This is a genomic window from Nocardioides sp. LML1-1-1.1, assembly GCF_040676175.1.
Classification (GTDB): domain Bacteria; phylum Actinomycetota; class Actinomycetes; order Propionibacteriales; family Nocardioidaceae; genus Nocardioides.
In genome coordinates this window covers 378,343-393,717 of the sequence record NZ_JBEGHK010000002.1, presented here as the reverse complement: position 1 = coordinate 393,717, position 15,375 = coordinate 378,343, and the positions used below count along the sequence as shown (strand labels likewise).

At 72.3% G+C, this 15,375-nt stretch carries 19 protein-coding genes; 11 read left to right on the top strand and 8 right to left on the bottom strand.

Annotated features, from left to right (window positions below; all coding sequences use genetic code 11):
* The first annotated feature begins 12 nt into the window (after positions 1 to 12).
* Positions 13 to 477 (top strand): PaaI family thioesterase, encoded by a 465-nt coding sequence (locus MRBLML1_RS08585; RefSeq protein ID WP_364514283.1) that lies wholly within the window; start codon positions 13 to 15, stop codon positions 475 to 477.
* On the opposite strand, the gene MRBLML1_RS08580 is transcribed toward MRBLML1_RS08585, so the two are convergent.
* Positions 470 to 1,726, bottom strand: coding sequence for an MFS transporter (locus MRBLML1_RS08580; protein WP_364514281.1), 1,257 nt, complete (start codon positions 1,724 to 1,726; stop codon positions 470 to 472). The two genes, MRBLML1_RS08585 and MRBLML1_RS08580, sit on opposite strands and share 8 nt — an antisense overlap.
* Entirely contained in the window at positions 1,723 to 2,154 is a 432-nt protein-coding gene (locus tag MRBLML1_RS08575; protein WP_364514278.1) for a MarR family winged helix-turn-helix transcriptional regulator, read from the bottom strand. Before MRBLML1_RS08575 ends, MRBLML1_RS08580 begins: the two co-directional genes overlap by 4 nt.
* Positions 2,155 to 2,221: 67 nt before the next feature.
* Here MRBLML1_RS08575 and MRBLML1_RS08570 point away from each other — a divergent pair, with 67 nt between their 5' ends.
* The 3 genes from MRBLML1_RS08570 to MRBLML1_RS08560 are packed head-to-tail and all read left to right on the top strand — an operon-like array spanning position 2,222 to position 3,702.
* On the top strand, positions 2,222 to 2,764 hold the full coding sequence (locus MRBLML1_RS08570; protein ID WP_364514275.1) for a DUF1697 domain-containing protein: 543 nt from the start codon (positions 2,222 to 2,224) through the stop codon (positions 2,762 to 2,764).
* 31 nt (positions 2,765 to 2,795) lie between these two features.
* On the top strand, positions 2,796 to 3,104 hold the full coding sequence (gene clpS, locus MRBLML1_RS08565; protein WP_414691234.1) for an ATP-dependent Clp protease adapter ClpS: 309 nt from the start codon (positions 2,796 to 2,798) through the stop codon (positions 3,102 to 3,104).
* Positions 3,105 to 3,108: 4 nt separating this feature from the next.
* A complete protein-coding gene (locus MRBLML1_RS08560; RefSeq protein WP_364514272.1) occupies positions 3,109 to 3,702 on the top strand; it encodes a DUF2017 domain-containing protein in 594 nt (197 codons plus the stop codon).
* On the opposite strand, the gene MRBLML1_RS08555 is transcribed toward MRBLML1_RS08560, so the two are convergent.
* Genes MRBLML1_RS08555 through MRBLML1_RS08540 form a run of 4 tightly spaced genes read right to left on the bottom strand, consistent with a single transcriptional unit; the run spans position 3,686 to position 7,075 of the window.
* A complete protein-coding gene (locus tag MRBLML1_RS08555; RefSeq protein ID WP_364514269.1) occupies positions 3,686 to 4,078 on the bottom strand; it encodes a universal stress protein in 393 nt (130 codons plus the stop codon). The genes MRBLML1_RS08560 and MRBLML1_RS08555 overlap by 17 nt on opposite strands.
* Entirely contained in the window at positions 4,075 to 5,592 is a 1,518-nt protein-coding gene (locus MRBLML1_RS08550; protein ID WP_364514266.1) for a tripartite tricarboxylate transporter permease, read from the bottom strand. Before MRBLML1_RS08550 ends, MRBLML1_RS08555 begins: the two co-directional genes overlap by 4 nt.
* Complete coding sequence (locus MRBLML1_RS08545) at positions 5,592 to 6,104, bottom strand: tripartite tricarboxylate transporter TctB family protein (RefSeq protein WP_364514263.1); 513 nt, start codon at positions 6,102 to 6,104, stop codon at positions 5,592 to 5,594. The genes MRBLML1_RS08550 and MRBLML1_RS08545 overlap by 1 nt, the downstream gene beginning before the upstream one ends.
* Positions 6,101 to 7,075, bottom strand: a complete 975-nt coding sequence (locus MRBLML1_RS08540; RefSeq protein WP_364514261.1) for a Bug family tripartite tricarboxylate transporter substrate binding protein — start codon at positions 7,073 to 7,075, stop codon at positions 6,101 to 6,103. The genes MRBLML1_RS08545 and MRBLML1_RS08540 overlap by 4 nt, the downstream gene beginning before the upstream one ends.
* Before the next feature lie 109 nt (positions 7,076 to 7,184).
* Between MRBLML1_RS08540 and MRBLML1_RS08535 the strand changes: the two genes are divergently transcribed.
* The 3 genes from MRBLML1_RS08535 (at position 7,185) to MRBLML1_RS08525 (ending at position 10,526) form a co-directional block, all read left to right on the top strand.
* The gene (locus MRBLML1_RS08535) at positions 7,185 to 8,846 is read left to right on the top strand and encodes a sensor histidine kinase (RefSeq protein ID WP_364514259.1); all 1,662 of its coding nucleotides are present in this window, start codon (positions 7,185 to 7,187) and stop codon (positions 8,844 to 8,846) included.
* Positions 8,843 to 9,511 (top strand): response regulator, encoded by a 669-nt coding sequence (locus MRBLML1_RS08530; RefSeq protein WP_364514256.1) that lies wholly within the window; start codon positions 8,843 to 8,845, stop codon positions 9,509 to 9,511. The genes MRBLML1_RS08535 and MRBLML1_RS08530 overlap by 4 nt, the downstream gene beginning before the upstream one ends.
* 64 nt (positions 9,512 to 9,575) lie before the next feature.
* Positions 9,576 to 10,526, top strand: a complete 951-nt coding sequence (locus MRBLML1_RS08525; RefSeq protein WP_364514254.1) for an acyl-CoA desaturase — start codon at positions 9,576 to 9,578, stop codon at positions 10,524 to 10,526.
* 43 nt (positions 10,527 to 10,569) lie between these two features.
* On the opposite strand, the gene MRBLML1_RS08520 is transcribed toward MRBLML1_RS08525, so the two are convergent.
* A complete protein-coding gene (locus MRBLML1_RS08520) occupies positions 10,570 to 11,499 on the bottom strand; it encodes a hypothetical protein (RefSeq protein ID WP_364514250.1) in 930 nt (309 codons plus the stop codon).
* A 218-nt stretch (positions 11,500 to 11,717) separates the two neighbouring features.
* On the opposite strand from MRBLML1_RS08520, the gene MRBLML1_RS08515 reads away from it, so the two are divergent.
* From MRBLML1_RS08515 to MRBLML1_RS08500, 4 genes are read left to right on the top strand one after another with little or no spacing between them, the layout of a single operon-like run.
* Positions 11,718 to 12,152 (top strand): M67 family metallopeptidase, encoded by a 435-nt coding sequence (locus MRBLML1_RS08515; protein ID WP_364514247.1) that lies wholly within the window; start codon positions 11,718 to 11,720, stop codon positions 12,150 to 12,152.
* A 1-nt stretch (position 12,153) separates the two neighbouring features.
* Positions 12,154 to 12,441 (top strand): MoaD/ThiS family protein, encoded by a 288-nt coding sequence (locus tag MRBLML1_RS08510; protein WP_364514244.1) that lies wholly within the window; start codon positions 12,154 to 12,156, stop codon positions 12,439 to 12,441.
* Positions 12,438 to 13,406, top strand: coding sequence for a PLP-dependent cysteine synthase family protein (locus MRBLML1_RS08505; RefSeq protein WP_364514241.1), 969 nt, complete (start codon positions 12,438 to 12,440; stop codon positions 13,404 to 13,406). The genes MRBLML1_RS08510 and MRBLML1_RS08505 overlap by 4 nt, the downstream gene beginning before the upstream one ends.
* 35 nt (positions 13,407 to 13,441) lie before the next feature.
* Positions 13,442 to 14,293 (top strand): DUF3152 domain-containing protein, encoded by an 852-nt coding sequence (locus MRBLML1_RS08500; RefSeq protein ID WP_364514239.1) that lies wholly within the window; start codon positions 13,442 to 13,444, stop codon positions 14,291 to 14,293.
* Between the two features lie 13 nt (positions 14,294 to 14,306).
* On the opposite strand, the gene MRBLML1_RS08495 is transcribed toward MRBLML1_RS08500, so the two are convergent.
* The gene (locus MRBLML1_RS08495; RefSeq protein WP_364514236.1) at positions 14,307 to 15,368 is read right to left on the bottom strand and encodes an alkaline phosphatase family protein; all 1,062 of its coding nucleotides are present in this window, start codon (positions 15,366 to 15,368) and stop codon (positions 14,307 to 14,309) included.
* Positions 15,369 to 15,375 lie beyond the last annotated feature (7 nt).

The following is a 15,375-nucleotide window of genomic DNA, read 5'->3' as shown; positions in this document are numbered from 1 at the left end:
TCTGATGAGCCCATGACTGAGTCCGCGATCCAGACCCAGATCGACCCGAGCGCGATGGACGGCTTCGAGCAGCTCCACGCCATGCTCGACGGCCGGCTGCCGGCGGCGCCCATCGCCGAGACCCTCGGCTTCGTGGGCTTCGACGTCCCCGAGCGCGGGACGGCGATCTTCGAGCTCGACCCCCAGCTGCGCCACTACAACCCGATCGGCAGCATGCACGGCGGCGTCTTCGCGACCCTGCTCGACTCCGCCTGCGGCTGTGCGGTGCACTCCACGCTCGCCGTGGGGGAGGGCTACACCTCGCTCGACCTGACCGTGAAGTTCCTCAAGGCGGTCACCGTGGACTCCGGCCGGCTGCGCGCGGTCGGGACCGTGATGCAGCGCGGCCGCCGTACCGCTCTCGCCGAGGCGAAGCTGTACGACGGCCGCGACAAGCTGGTGGCCTACGCCTCCAGCAGCTGCCTGATCCTCAGCTGAGGTCGCCCAGGGCCTCGGCCTGGGCCTCCGCCGGGGAGTGCGGGGCCGGTGCGCCGTGCAGGGCCGTGGTGATCGTCCGGGCGCCCAGCGCCAGCACGACGACGCCGACCGCCACGGCGATCCCGCCGAACCAGAACGGCGCCGCGGCGCCCTGGTGCTCGGCGAGCTTGAGCGCGACGTACGGGCCGACGGCGCCACCGGTGAAGCGGACGAAGGAGTACGCCGCGGACGCCACCGGTCGCTCGACCGGCGCCGCGCCCATCACGGCCTCGGTGACCAGGGTGTTGATGACGCCGAGGAAGGCGCCGGCGACGACGATGCCGACGATGACCACGGTGCTGGTGTCCGCGCCCAGGGCCATCAGCAGCAGGTCGAGGGCGAACAGCGCGAGCGCGCCGATCAGCGCGGGCACGGTGCCCAGGTGGCGCTGCACCCACGGCGCCGCGACGACCGAGGTGAAGGCCAGCAGCAGGCCCCAGCCGAAGAAGATCCAGCCGATCTGCATGATCGTGGAGCCCGGGAGCGCGAACGGCCCGGCGGCGAGCAGGGAGAAGAAGCCGAGGTTGTAGCAGACCGCGACCGCGGCGATCACGGCCAGCGCGGGGTGCCGCAGGGCGCGGAAGGGGTCCGCCAGCGTCGTACGACGGGCGGCGGGCGGGGTCGCCGGCAGGAAGATCGCGGTCGCGACCAGCGCGATCGTCATCAGCACCGAGACGCCGAAGAAGGGCCCGCGCCAGGAGCGCTCGCCGAGCAGGCCGCCCACGAGCGGGCCGGAGGCGATGCCGAGGCCCAGTGCGGCCTCGAACAGGATGATCGCCTGCGCGAGCGAGCCCTTGGAGGCGCTCACGATCGTCGACAGCGCGGTCGCGATGAACAGCGCGTTGCCCAGGCCCCAGCCGGCGCGGAAGCCGATCACGGCGCCGACCGAGCCGGACATCCCGGCCAGGCCGGCGAAGACGATGATGAGGAAGAGCCCGAGCAGCAGGGTCTTCTTGGCTCCGATGCGGCTGGAGACGACACCGGTGACCAGCATCGCGACGCCCATGACGGCCATGTAGCTGGTGAACAGCAGCGACACCTGGCTGGGCGTGGCCTCGAGCTTGGCCGCGATCTCCTTGAGGATCGGGTCGACGAGCCCGATGCCCATGAAGGCGATCACGCAGGCGAAGGCGACGGCCCACACGGCGCGGGGCTGCTTGAGGAACGAGCCGGAGTCGCTGGGGGCTTCGGTGGACAGGGTGGCGGTCACGCAATTCCTTCCGGGGTTTCGACGACGGCCTGGAGCACGGCCACGGCGGTCGCGAGGTCGTCGGGGGTGAGGTCGGTACGACGGGCGAGGCGCTCCGACACGAGCGCCGCGCTGAGCCGGCGGATCCGGCGCAGCTCGGCGCGCCCGGCGTCGGTGAGGACGACCAGGCTGCCGCGCGCGTCTGTGGGGTTCGGCTCCTTGGTGACCCAGCCCTGGTCCACGAGCTGGTGGACCAGGCCGGTCATCGTCGGCTGCGAGCAGCGGTCGACCTGGGCCAGCGCGGAGACGCCGAGCGGGCCGAGCTCGTCGAGGATCGAGAGCACCCGGGTGCCGGCGGACGGTGCGTGCTCGCGTCGTACCAACCGGACGAGGCGGGCGGCCTGGACGGTCAGGTCGCCGCTCAGGTGCTCGGTGTCGGGGGTGCTCACGTCGTCCCACTTTACATCGGAAACCTATGTAATGTCACGTGTCCGTGGTGCAGGCCACAATGGGCCCATGCCGACCTACGTGGCCTTCCTCCGCGCCATCAACCTCGGGCCCACCCGCAAGTTCCCCAAGGCCGACATCGTGGCCGCGACCGAGGCCGCGGGCGGCACGGACGTGCTCACCCACATCAACACCGGCAACGTCCGGCTGACCAGCACGATGCGCTCGCCCGCGAAGGTGACCGCGGCGCTGGAGCGGGCCTACGCCGAGCGGGCCGGCTTCGAGGTCCCGACCATCGTCTACACCCCGGCCGAGCTGGTCGCGATCGCCGCCGACGCCCGGGAGCTGACCGAGGAGCGCCCGGACCTGGAGCGGCACTACGTCTACCTGCTCAAGGACGAGCCGGACCCGGCCCTCGTCGCGGAGGTGGAGGCGCGCAGCGACGAGGTGAACGCGATCGTGGTGCGCGGCCGCGCCGCGCACGTGCTGCTCGGGCCGGGCTACGAGGCCGGCGGGGTGGACCCCTACAAGACCGAGAAGGCGCTGCGGGTCGTCGCGACCAACCGCAACTTCAAGGTGGTGACCACGCTCGCCGAGAAGTGGTGCTCGTGAGCGCGCGCGAGCGCTGTGCCACCATGGAGCCGTGACGACCGCGAGCCCGGAGACGACCGATCCGGGGGTCCAGCAGGACCTCATCCCGGAGGGCATCACGCTCGCCGACACCCCCTGGGTGACGGTGGTGTGGAACGACCCGGTCAACCTGATGTCGTACGTCTCGTTCGTCTTCCAGAAGCACTTCGGCTACGACAAGCGCAAGGCCGAGAAGCTGATGATGGAGGTCCACGAGGACGGGAGGTCGGCCGTCAGCACCGGCAGTCGCGAGGAGATGGAGCGCGACGTGCAGGCGATGCACGAGTACGGCCTGTGGGCGACCCTGTCGAAGACCGAGTGAGCCGATGACCTCTCCGACGACCGGCTTCGTCCGGCACCGGCGCAGCAAGCGCGCCATCGCGACCTTCTCGGTCTTCGAGGCCGACCTGCTGCGCTCGCTGGCCGCCCAGCTGGTCGAGCTGCTGCACAACGAGTCCGCGGTGGTCGCCACCGACCGGGACCCGCTGGAGGCGCTGCTCGACTTCTCCGGGCCGACCACCGAGCCCGAGGACCCGGTGCTGCGCCGGCTCTTCCCCAACGCCTACCGCGACGACGACGAGTCGGCCGCGGAGTTCCGCCGGTTCACCGAGGGCGGCCTGCGCGACGGCAAGGCCCGTGCCGCCGGCACCGTCATCGACGTCCTCGAGGAGGCCGGGCTGCCGCCCGAGCCGCCCGAGGAGGACCTCACCATCGACGTCGAGCTGGACGCTGCCACCGCCCTGGTCTGGCTGCGCGCGCTCACCGACCTGCGGCTCGCGCTCGGCACCCGGCTCGGCGTCGAGGAGGGCGACGAGGACTACTGGTACGCCCTGCCCGACGAGGACCCGCGCGCCCAGGCCCACCACATCTTCGAGTGGCTCGCCTTCATCCAGGAGACCCTGGTCAGGACGCAGGCTTGACCGCCAGCACCGGGCAGTGCGCCTCGAGGATGATCCGCTGAGCGACGCTGCCGAGCAACAGCTTGCCGACCGGCGTGCGGTGCCGGATGCCGACCACCACGAGGGTGGCCCGCTCCTCGTCGGCCACCGCGACCACGGCGTCGGCGACGTCGTCCACCATCTCGTGGCGTACGACGACGTCGAGCCCCTCCGCGGCCAGCCGGTCGTGCAGGGCCACGATCTCCGCGTCCTGCGCGAACCGGCTGTCGACCAGCTTGCCGCCGAGGGTGGCGTTGACGACGACCAGGCGGGTGCCGTCCTTGCGGGCCAGGTCGGCGGCGTGCTCCAGTGCCGCCGCGCCGTAGCGGTCGGCGCTGTAGGCGACCACGATGCTCATCGGTTCACCAGCTCCTTCTCGTCGTCGGTCGTGGTGGGAGCGGCCGGCGAGGTCCGTCGGCGTACGGCGCCGACCACCATGGCGACCAGCATCAGCGCGATCACCGCGTAGACGGCCTTCGCCACCGGCTCGCTCCACAGCGTGCTCACCTCGCCCTGGGAGATCTGCAACGCCTGGGTGAGCTGGAGCTCCATCGCCGGGCCCAGGATGACACCGACGATCAGCGGCAGCACCGGCAGCCCGAAGCGCCGCATCGCCAGGCCCAGCAGGCCGAGCAGCACGAGCAGGCCGAGGTCGAAGGCGGAGAAGTTCGCGGTGTAGGCGCCGAGCGTGGCGAAGAACAGGATGCCGGCGTACAGCTGCGGCCGGGGGATCTGCAGCAGCTTGGCCCACAGCGGCGCCATCGGCAGGTTGATCACCAGCAGCAGCGCGTTGGCGATGACCAGGCTGGCGAGCAGGCCCCAGACCAGGCCGGGCTCGTTGTCGAGCAGCTGCGGCCCGGGCTGGATGCCGTAGGACTGCAGCGCCACCAGCATGATCGTCGCGGTCGCGGTCGTGGGCAGGCCGAGGGTCAGCAGCGGGAGCAGGGTGCCGGCGGCCGAGGCGTTGTTGGCGGCCTCCGGGCCGGCGACGCCCTCGATGGCGCCCTTGCCGAACTCCCCGGGGTGCTTGGAGAGCTTCTGCTCCGCGGCGTAGGACAGGAAGGTCGGCACCTCCGCGCCCCCGGCCGGCACGGCGCCGAAGGGGAACCCCAGCGCCGTGCCGCGCAGCCACGGCTTCCACGACCGCCCCCAGTCGGCGCGGCTCATCCAGGGCTGGCCCACGGGGATGATCTCGAGCGGCTTGCGACGCAGGTGCGCGGCGACCCACAGCGCCTCGCCGATCGCGAAGATGCCGACCGCGACGACGACCACGTCGATGCCGTCGGCGAGCTGGGCGTTGCCGAAGGTGATCCGCGCCTGCCCGGTGGCCGTGCCGACGAGGGCGATGGTCAGGCCGAGGAAGAGCGAGATGAAGCCGCGCAGCTTCGAGGAGCCGAGCACCATGGTGACGGCGAAGAAGGCCAGCACCATCACCGCGAAGTACGACGGTGCGCCCAGCTGGACCACGACGTCGGCGACGCGGGGGACGAGCACCCACAGCAGCACCGTGCCGATCGTGCCGGCCACGAAGGAGCCGATCGCGGCGGTGGCGAGGGCCTGGGCGGCCCGCCCGGACTTGGCCATCTTGTTGCCCTCGATGGCCGTGATGACCGAGGAGGACTCGCCGGGTGTGTTGAGCAGGATCGAGGTCGTCGACCCGCCGTACATCCCGCCGTAGTAGATGCCGGCGAACATGATGATCGCGCTGTCCACCCCGACGCTGTAGGTCACCGGCAGCAGCAGGGCCAGCGCCATGGCCGGACCGATGCCGGGCAGCACGCCGACGGCGGTGCCGAGCAGCACGCCGATCAGCGCGAACAGCAGGTTCTCGGGGGTGAGGGCGGTCTGGAAGCCGTCGAGCAGCAGGTCCATCAGAGCACTCCGTCCAGGATGCCGGCGGGGATCGGCAGGCCCAGGGCGACGTAGAAGCCGTACCAGGTCCCGACCGAGAGGGCGGCGCCGATCGCGAGGTTGCGCACCCACGTCCGGCTGCCGAGGACGTACGTCGTGCCGGCGAACAGCAGGGCACCGGTGATCGCCCAGCCGAGGAAGTCGATGAGCAGCATGTTGGCGACCAGCACGGCCACCAGCAGGCCGATCGTGCGCAGGTCGGTGCCCTGGGTGAGGTCGACGTCCTCGCCCTCCTCGGCCTCGGGCCGGTCACCGCGGGCGGTGGCGATCGCGAGCAGCACGCCGAGCAGCAGCAGCGCGCCACCGACCGTGTAGGGCAGCGCCCAGGGCTGCACGTGCTGGTCGTTGAAGCCGTTCTCGAGGGTCGAGCCGTCGTAGACGACGTACCCGCCGACGAGGACCAGGAAGGCGGCGAGGCCGTACTGCGCCTTGTCGACCAGCCGGGGCTCGGTGGTGGGGGCGGTGGTGCTCATGCGAATCCCAGCTCCTTCAGGGTGTCGGCGACGCGGGTGTCCTGCTCGACGAGGAAGTCCTCGAACTCCTTGCCCGTCGCGAAGTTGTCGGTCCAGCCGTTGTCGGCGAGCGCTTCCTTCCACTCCTTCGTGCCGTGCATCTCGGTGAGCACGCCGGTCAGGTAGTCGCGCTGCTCGTCGCTGATGTCGGGTGGGGCGAGCACGCCGCGCCAGTTGGTGAAGACCAGGTCGACACCGGCCTCGGTGAGGGTCGGCGCGTCGATGTCCTCGAGCCGCTTCTCCCCGGAGACGGCGAGGACGCGCAGCTTGCCCTCCGCGATCTGCGCCTCGAACTCACCGAGGCCCGACATGCCGACGTCGATCTTCGAGCCCAGGAGCGCGGTGGTGAGCGGCCCGCCGCCGTCGTAGGAGATGTAGTTGACCTTCTTCGGGTCGATGCCGAGCGTGTCCGCGAGCTGCATCGGGAAGAGGTGGTCGGGTCCGCCGGGGCTGGAGCCGCCACCGACGACGACGCCGCCGGGGTCCTTCCGCCACGCCGCGGCCAGGTCGTCGACGGTCTTGAAGGGGGAGTCGGCCGGCACCAGGATGCCCTCCTGCTCCTCGACCAGGCGGGCGATCGGGGTCATCTTCAGCGGCGTCGCCTCGGACTTGTTGGTGTAGACCGCGCCGACGACGCCGAGGCCCATCAGCATCATCAGGTCGTCGTTGCCCTTCTCGTTGAGCAGCCGCTGCATCGCCACGGTGCCGCTCGCGCCGAGCACGTTGCGGATCTCGAAGCGGCCGGTCAGGTGGTTCTCCTGCATCGCGCGGGCCGCGGCCCGGCCGGTGAGGTCGTAGCCACCACCGGGGCTGTTGGGGATGAACATCCGCAGCCGCCGCTTGTCGGGGTCGTCGGAGCCGCGGGTGACCCCGCAGCCGGCGGCCAGCACGGTGAGTGCCAGCACGGTGATGAGCGCCAGTAGGCGTTTCATGGAGGAACCTCCGGATCAGGTCGTGACCGCCGTCACGTGCGAACCGTGCCAGCATTGCGGCAGGCTGTGGCGCCCGTCACGCTTGCGGACGCAAAGGAGGTTGTGGTCGTTGTGGTCGCCGTTCCGCCGCGGTGAGCTGACGCTCGCGGCCAAGGTGCTGCTCCTGCAGCTCGTCGTGATCGCGACGCTCCTGGTCGCGGTCGGCGTGCTGAGCATCCGCCAGTCCACCGAGGACTTCGCGGACGAGAGCGGCGCGCAGATGCGCAACTCCGCGGAGTACGTCGCCGCCCTCCCGCAGGTGAGGGACCCGCTCCAGTCGGCGCGCGACGGGACGATCTCGGCGAGCAGCCTGCCGCGCGCGCTGGAGATCTACGTCGTCTACGGCGTGGACTTCTACGAGGCGTCCGAGGTCACCATCGTCTCGGCGGAGGGCCGGGTGCTGGCGGCGACCGACCCGAGCCGCGTCGGCGAGCGGGCCGTGCTCGGCGCCAGCGACGCGCTGCGGGGCCGCGGCTGGAGCGGCGACATCGCCCGCGACGGGCACCGCGTCGTCGCCGCGCACGCGCCGGTCATCTCGGCCGAGGACGGCACGCTGCTGGCGATCGTGACGTCCGAGGTGGAGTACCCCACGCTGGCCGACCAGCTCGCCCAGGCCGCACCCGACCTCGGGCTGTTCCTGGGGCTGGGCGCGCTGCTCGGTCTCGCCGGCACGTGGGTCGTGGCCCGCGTCGTACGACGCTCGACGCGGGGGCTCGGCACCACCGAGCTCGCCAGCCTCGCCGACCACCGCGAGGCGCTGCTGCACGCCATCCGCGAGGGCGTGGTCGGGGTCGGGACGGACGGCCGGGTCACCGCCATGAACGACGCCGCCCGCACCACGCTCGGCCTCGACAGCGGCCCGGAACCGGTCGGCCGGCGGGTCGACGCGCTGGGCCTGGACCCGCACGTCGTCGCGCTCCTCACCGACCAGGGCGCCGACGCCCGCGACGCGCTCGCGCTCGTCGGCTCGCGGGTCGTGGTCTTCAACCGCGGCCGGGCCTCCGCGGGCGGGCGTGGCATCGGCACGGTCACCACGCTCCGCGACCGCACCGAGCTGGTGTCCCTGCAGAGCCAGCTCAGCTCGAACCTCTCCATCACCGACACCCTGCGTGCCCAGACCCACGAGTTCGACAACCGGCTGCACACGATCTCCGGCCTGGTCCAGCTCGGGGAGTACGACGAGGTCGCCGCCCTCGTCGGCACGCTGACCCGGCGCCGTGCCGAGGTCGAGGAGTACGTCGCCAAGCGGGTCGCCGACCCCGCCGTGGCCGCGCTCGTCATCGCCAAGCACGCCGTCGCCGAGGAGCGCGGCGTCACCCTGGAGGTCGACCCCGGCTCCCGCCTCCCGGCGCTGCCGGCCGACCTCGGCGCCGACCTGACCGCCGTGCTCGGCAACCTCGTCGACAACGGCATCGACGCCTGTGCCGGCCGGCCCGCCGCGACGGTCGAGCTGTGGCTGCACGCCGACACCGAGGCGGTGCACCTGCGGGTCCGCGACACCGGGCCCGGCATCGCGCCCGACCAGCGCGAGGCGGTGTTCGTGCGTGGGTTCTCCACCAAGGAGGCGGTGCCCGGCGGCCGGGGCATCGGGCTCCCGCTCGTCCGGCTCATCTGCACCCAGCGCGGTGGCGAGGTGGTCGTCGACGACGCCGAGCCCGGCGGCGGCGGGGGAGCGGAGTTCCGGGTGGTGCTGCCGCTCGGGGCCGGGCTCGGGAAGGATGGTGCCTCGTGACGGTGCGGGTGCTCGTCGTCGACGACGACTTCATGGTGGCCCGGATCCATGCCCGCTTCGTCGAGCAGACCGAGGGCTTCGAGGTCGTCGGCACCGCGCGCAGCGGTGCCGAGGCGCTCGACCTGGCCGCCACGCTGCGCCCCGACCTCCTGCTCCTCGACGTGCACCTGCCCGACTTCTCCGGGCTGGAGGTGCTCGAACGGCTCCGCGGCACCGGCCAGGACGTCGCCGTGGTGATGGTGACCGCCGAGCGCGGCTCCGCCTCGGTGCGGGCCGCGCTGCACGGCGGCGCCCTGCAGTACCTCGTCAAGCCCTTCGAGTACGACGACCTCGCCGACCGCCTGCGTCGGGTGGCCGCCACCCTCGCCAGCCTCAGCGACGAGGTGGACCAGGCGACGATCGACCAGGCCTTCGGGACCGGCCGGCCGGCCGACGTACCGACCGGGTTGCCGAAGGGCCTCAGCCCGGAGACCGCGGACCTGGTGCTGGAGGCCGCGCGCCGGGCCGGCGACATCTCCGCCTCCGAGGCCGGCGAGGAGGTCGGGCTGTCCCGGGTGACGGCCCGCCGCTACCTCGAGCACTTCGTCGACACCGGCGCGGCCGAGGTCCGCCTGCGCTACGGCGGGACGGGGCGTCCCGAACGGCGGTACCGGGTGGTGGGGTGAGCCCCAGGCGGCCTTAGGCTTGCCTCAGAACGTCTCCGACGACCGCCGCCGCTGGGAGCTCCGCATGACCGCGATCGACGACCGCCCCGAGCCTGTCGCCGTGCGCGCCACGATGAGTGGCGACCACCAGTCCTGGCCCGAGCGCTTCGCGCTCGCGCTGTTCATCGCCGTGCCGTTCATCGCCTTCCTCGCCGCCATCCCCGTCGCCTGGGGAGGGTGGCTCGGCTGGAGCGACATCGTCATCACCTTCGTGATGTACGGCCTGACCCTGCACGGCATCACCGTGGGCTACCACCGGCTCTTCACGCACAAGTCGTTCAAGCCCAACCGCGCGGTCAAGATCACCTTCGCCGTGCTCGGCTCGATGGCCGTCGAGGGCCCGGTGATCCGCTGGGTCGCCGACCACCGCAAGCACCACAAGTTCTCCGACAAGGACGGCGACCCGCACTCGCCGTGGCGCTACGGCAACAGCCTGCGCGGGCTCACCAAGGGCTTCGTGTGGGCGCACGTCGGCTGGCTCTTCGACCCCGAGCAGACCCCGATCGAGAAGTACGCCCCCGACCTCGCCAAGGACCGCGACCTGGTCCGGATCTCCCGGCTGTTCTGGCTGTGGGTGCTCACCTCGATCTTCCTGCCGCCGCTGCTCGGCGCGCTGCTGACGTGGTCGTGGCAGGGCGCGCTCACCGCGTTCTTCTGGGGCACCGTGGTCCGGATCGGCCTCATCCACCACGTCACGTGGTCCATCAACTCCATCTGCCACACCCTCGGCGAGCGTCCCTTCGCCTCCCGCGACTTCTCCGGCAACGTGTGGTGGCTCGCCATCCCGTCGGGCGGGGAGTCCTGGCACAACCTCCACCACGCCGACCCCACCTCGGCCCGCCACGGCGTGAAGCGCTTCCAGCTCGACACCTCCGCCCGGATCATCTGGCTGCTGGAGAAGGTCGGCTGGGTCCGCGACGTGCGGTGGCCGACGGCGGAGCGGATCCGGGCGAAGTCGGTCAGCCCCACCGCCTGACACCGGACGCAGGTCCGGAGGGCCGTTCGGGCTGCCGGAGGTGTCACTCGCCGTCGGCGAGCCTGTCCATCGCGTCGCGGTGGTCGAGACGGTCGTCCAGCGGCACCGGGGCCGGTCCCAACCGCCACCGCCGAGGCAGACGTCCGGCTCGTGCCGCGGCCGCCTCCATCCGCTCCACCACGAGAGCGGGGTGGCGGAGGTCGTCGCCGACGACCTCGACGTACTCCAGACCGGCGCGGCGGAAGAGGTCCTCGCGTCGTACGTCGTGGCGGTGGCGGGCCCGGTCACGGTGCACTGCTCCGGCGTACTCACCGACGATGCCGCGGTCGGCGTCGAGCAGGTCGGGGCGACCGAGGAACCGACCGTCCTCGGCCAGCACGTCGCGGTTGACCAGAGGCCGGGCCCACCCCGCGTCGAGCTGCCACACCAGCCGCAGACGCGTCTCCTGGGGCGAGGCACTGTGCTCGTCGGCCAGGTCCAGGGCGGTCTCCCACCGCCGGGGGAGGACTCCGCGGAGCCGGCGCCGCGAGGTGATTCCGGCCGCGACCGCCATGTCGATCGCGACCACCGCCTCCCGCAGGCCGGTCCCGGCGAGGTGGTCGCGCAGCGCCCGCTCCGGCACGGTGCACCGGACTCCGCGCCTGGTCAGCACCTGGTCGTCGGGGAGCAGCGCGCGCAGCACCCGCACCTGGGGCGTCGAACGCAGCCGACGCCGGCCCTCGACGAGCGGGACCGGTGCCCCGGCGCCGTCGAAGTACGCCGCCCCGTGGAGCCAGAGCGCCGCCCAACCGGTCACGGCACCGGCGCCGTCCGTGCGGGCGTAGGCCTCGACGACGCGTTGCTCCGGTCGGGTGCCGTCGACCGTGGCCGGTACGTAGCGGCCACGGCTGGTCCGCCGCCACCGTGGCCCGGCGGCCTCGCCCCGGGTGGGACCCGCGACGCCGGAGGGGTCGACGGGACAGGGCCACGTCATGGGTGCGGGTCGCGCCAGGCAGGGGCTCCACTCGCCGGTCATGCTTCCCGAGATGCCCTGGGCGGACCGCGCCCCAAACGGAGGCGGCTCCCGCCTGTGGACGACCGCGAGCGACACCTGCCGCAGCTCTGGAGCACACGTCGACCTGCCATCGGTGTCACGTCCGTGGCGTGAGCCCGATTCCGGGCCGGGCGGCCCGACGCCATACCCTGGACGGCGTGCTGACGATCGACCAGGCGACGTACGACGCCCTCGTGGCGCACGCCAAGCGGGACCACCCCGTGGAGGCGTGCGGGATGGTGGCGGGCCCGGCCGGCAGCGACCGCCCGACCCGGCACATCGAGATGGTGAACGCCGCGGGCAGCCCGACCTTCTACGAGTACGACTCGACGGACCTCTTCCAGCTCTACCGGGAGCTCGACGACAACGACGAGGAGCCGGTGGTGATCTACCACTCGCACTCGGCGACGGAGGCCTACCCGAGCGTCACCGACATCGACCTGGCGAGCGAGCCGGGAGCCCACTACGTGCTCGTCAGCACCCGCGAGCACGGGAATAACCCGGGCCCGGTGGAGTTCAGGTCGTACAGAATCATCGACGGCGTCGTGACCGAGGAAGAGGTCCGCGTCATCCCTTCAGAGGAGAGCAGCTGACATGGCCATCGAGGTCCGGATCCCGACCATCCTGCGCACCTACACCGGTGGCGAGAAGGCCGTCGACGCCGACGGCTCGTCGCTGAGCGCGCTCATCGACTCCCTCGAGGCCAACCACCCCGGCATCAAGGAGCGGCTCGTCGAGGACAAGGGCAACGGCACCGAGCTGCGCCGCTTCGTCAACGTCTACATCAACGACGAGGACGTCCGCTTCATCGGCAGCCTGGACGCCGAGCTCTCCGACGGCGACCAGGTCGTGATCCTCCCGGCCGTCGCCGGCGGCCAGTGACCCGCTTCGACTCTCTCCTCACCTCCGTCGGCGGTACGCCGCTGGTGGGGCTGCCGCGGCTCTCCGCGCCGTTCAACACCGACGGCACCCCGCAGGTCCGGATCTGGGCCAAGCTGGAGGACCGCAACCCGACCGGCTCGATCAAGGACCGCCCGGCGCTGAAGATGATCGAGGAGGCGGAGAAGGACGGCACCCTCCGCCCGGGCTGCACGATCCTGGAGCCCACCTCGGGCAACACTGGCATCTCGATCGCGATGGCGGCCAAGCTCAAGGGCTACCGCACCGTCTTCGTGATGCCGGAGAACACCTCCGAGGAGCGCCGTCAGCTGCTGCGGATGTGGGGCGCGGAGATCGTCTCCTCGCCCGCCGCGGGCGGCTCCAACGAGGCGGTGCGCGTCGCCAAGCAGATCGCCGTCGAGCACCCCGACTGGGTGATGCTCTACCAGTACGGCAACGCGGCCAACGCCCTCGCGCACGAGGAGGGCACCGGGCCCGAGATCCTCGCCGACCTGCCCTCGATCACGCACTTCGTCGCGGGCCTGGGCACGACCGGCACGCTGATGGGCGTCTCCCGCTTCTTCCGCCGTGCCAAGCCGGAGGTGCGCATCGTCGCCGCCGAGCCCCGCTACGGCGAGCTCGTCTACGGCCTGCGCAACCTCGACGAGGGCTTCGTCCCCGAGCTCTACGACGCCGAGCTGATCGACAGCCGCTTCTCGGTCGGCCCTCGTGACGCCGTACGACGCGTGCGGGAGCTGCTGGAGCTCGAAGGCATCTTCGCCGGCATCTCCACCGGCGCGATCCTGCATGCCGCGCTCGGCCAGGCGGCGAAGGCCGCCAAGGCGGGGGAGGCCGCGGACATCGCCTTCGTGGTGGCCGACGGCGGCTGGAAGTACCTCTCGACCGGCGCCTACGAGGGCACCATCGACCAGGCGGAGGACCGCCTGGAGGGCCAGCTCTGGGCTTGATCTTTCTGGGCCTGAGCCACGTAGGCTCGGAAGGCATGACCCGGATCCTCGGAACCGTCCTCGCGCTGTGCTGCCTGGTGGCGGTCGGCCCGACCCCGTCGGTGGCCGCCGCGGAGCCCGGCGACCTCCCGGCCTTCACCCAGGTCCAGGCGCCGAGCGTGAGCGGGGTGCGCCGCTACGGCCACCGCCTCGTCGTCTCGCCGGGCCGGTGGAGCCCGACGCCGGCGACCACGCGCTACCAGTGGTACCGCGACGGGCAGCCGCTCGCCGGGGACACCACCCGGGTCCGCGACATCCGGCCCGGCGACGTCGGGCACCGGTTGGCGGTCCGGGTGAGCGTCACCCACCCGACCCGGACGCCGGCCAGCAGCGTCGTCCAGCTCGGCGTCGTCAAGCACCGCGTCGACACCCGCCGGGTGGTCCGCTACTCGGTGCGCACCAAGGGCCGGGTGCCGGCGAGCCTGGCGACGTTCAAGACCCTCGCCCAGCAGACCTACGACGACCCGCGCGGCTGGCGCGGGCGCGGCGTGAGGTTCGTCCGGGTCGCCTCCGGCGGCGCGTTCACCTTGTGGCTCTCCGAGGCCGGCCGGGTGCCGGGCTTCTCCTCGGTGTGCAGCGCTCAGTGGTCGTGCCGGGTGGGCCGCAACGTGGTCATCAACGTGCAGCGCTGGCAGCACGCCTCGCCGGCGTGGAACCGGGCCGGCCGCTCGCTGCGCGACTACCGGCACATGGTCGTCAACCACGAGACCGGACACTGGCTCGGCAAGGGCCACGCGTCCTGCTCGCGCCGGGGCGCGCTCGCGCCGGTGATGCAGCAGCAGTCGAAGGGCACCCAGGGCTGCCGGTTCAACCCGTGGCCGACGCTCGCGGAGCTGCGCCGCCCCTGATCCGGTCGCCGGCTCACCGGTGCCAGGTGAGCCGCTGGGAGCGGTTCCACAGGCTGCCCGGCACCGGGCCGAGGCCGAGCACCCGGGTGGCGAGGTTGGCGAGGTCGCCGTTGCGGACCGGCTGCGCGCCGGTGAAGCCCGGGCGCGTCGTACCGGGGTCCTTGACGTAGCGCGGGTCGTTGAGCCGGTAGAGGTTGCCCGGCGTGACGCCGCGGCCCCACACCACGAACGGGATCCGGTAGTTGTCGTAGCGCGTCGCCACGTCGTGGCCCTTGGTGCCGGGCGTGCCGCCGTGGTCGGCGGTCAGGATGACCACCGTCGAGCGGCGCAGCCGGGCCGTGCCGCGGATCGTCGTCATGACGCCGCCGACGAGCCGGTCGAGCCGGACCACCGCGTTGAGGTACGACGGACTGAGCCACCCCTTCGCGTGCCCGGTCTGGTCGGCGAGCCCCAGGTGCAGGAAGGCGAAGGAGCGCTTGGCGGCGAGCAGGTCGCGCCGGAAGAGGGTGGTCAGCGTGGCGTCGTCCTCCTTGCGGATGACGGTGCGCGCGATGTCGCGGGGCCAGGACCGGGTGAACAGGGTGAACTTCGTCTTCGTCGAGAACAGCGAGGTCGAGCCGCCGGCCGCGTGCACCACGCGGAAGACCGAGGACACGTCGTGCCGGGCGGCCTTCTGCACCGTCGAGCCGGCGAGGTCGGTGTTCCAGGTGACGCCGTGGCCGCCGCGGGTGCGGTCGATGCGCCGTCCGGTCACCATGCTCGTGTGGTTGGGCAGGGTCACCGTCTGCTCGACCTGCGCACGGGCGTTGAGCGTGCCCGCGCCCTCGCGGAACAGCCGGTAGATGTTCGGCAGCCGGCTCGGGCCGAGCTGGGTGATCGCACGGGGGTTGAGCCCGTCGAGCGAGATCGCGACGACCCGGGTGTCGTTGAGCGTCGCCGCGGCCTGGCGGGCCTGGACCGGGGCGGCGGGCTCGGGCGCAGAGGACCCGCAGCCGGTGAGCACGCTGAGCAGGAGAGCGAGGACGAGGGAGAGGACGACGGCGCTGGCGCGCCCGAGTCGGCTCGCGGTGGTCACCCGTCGA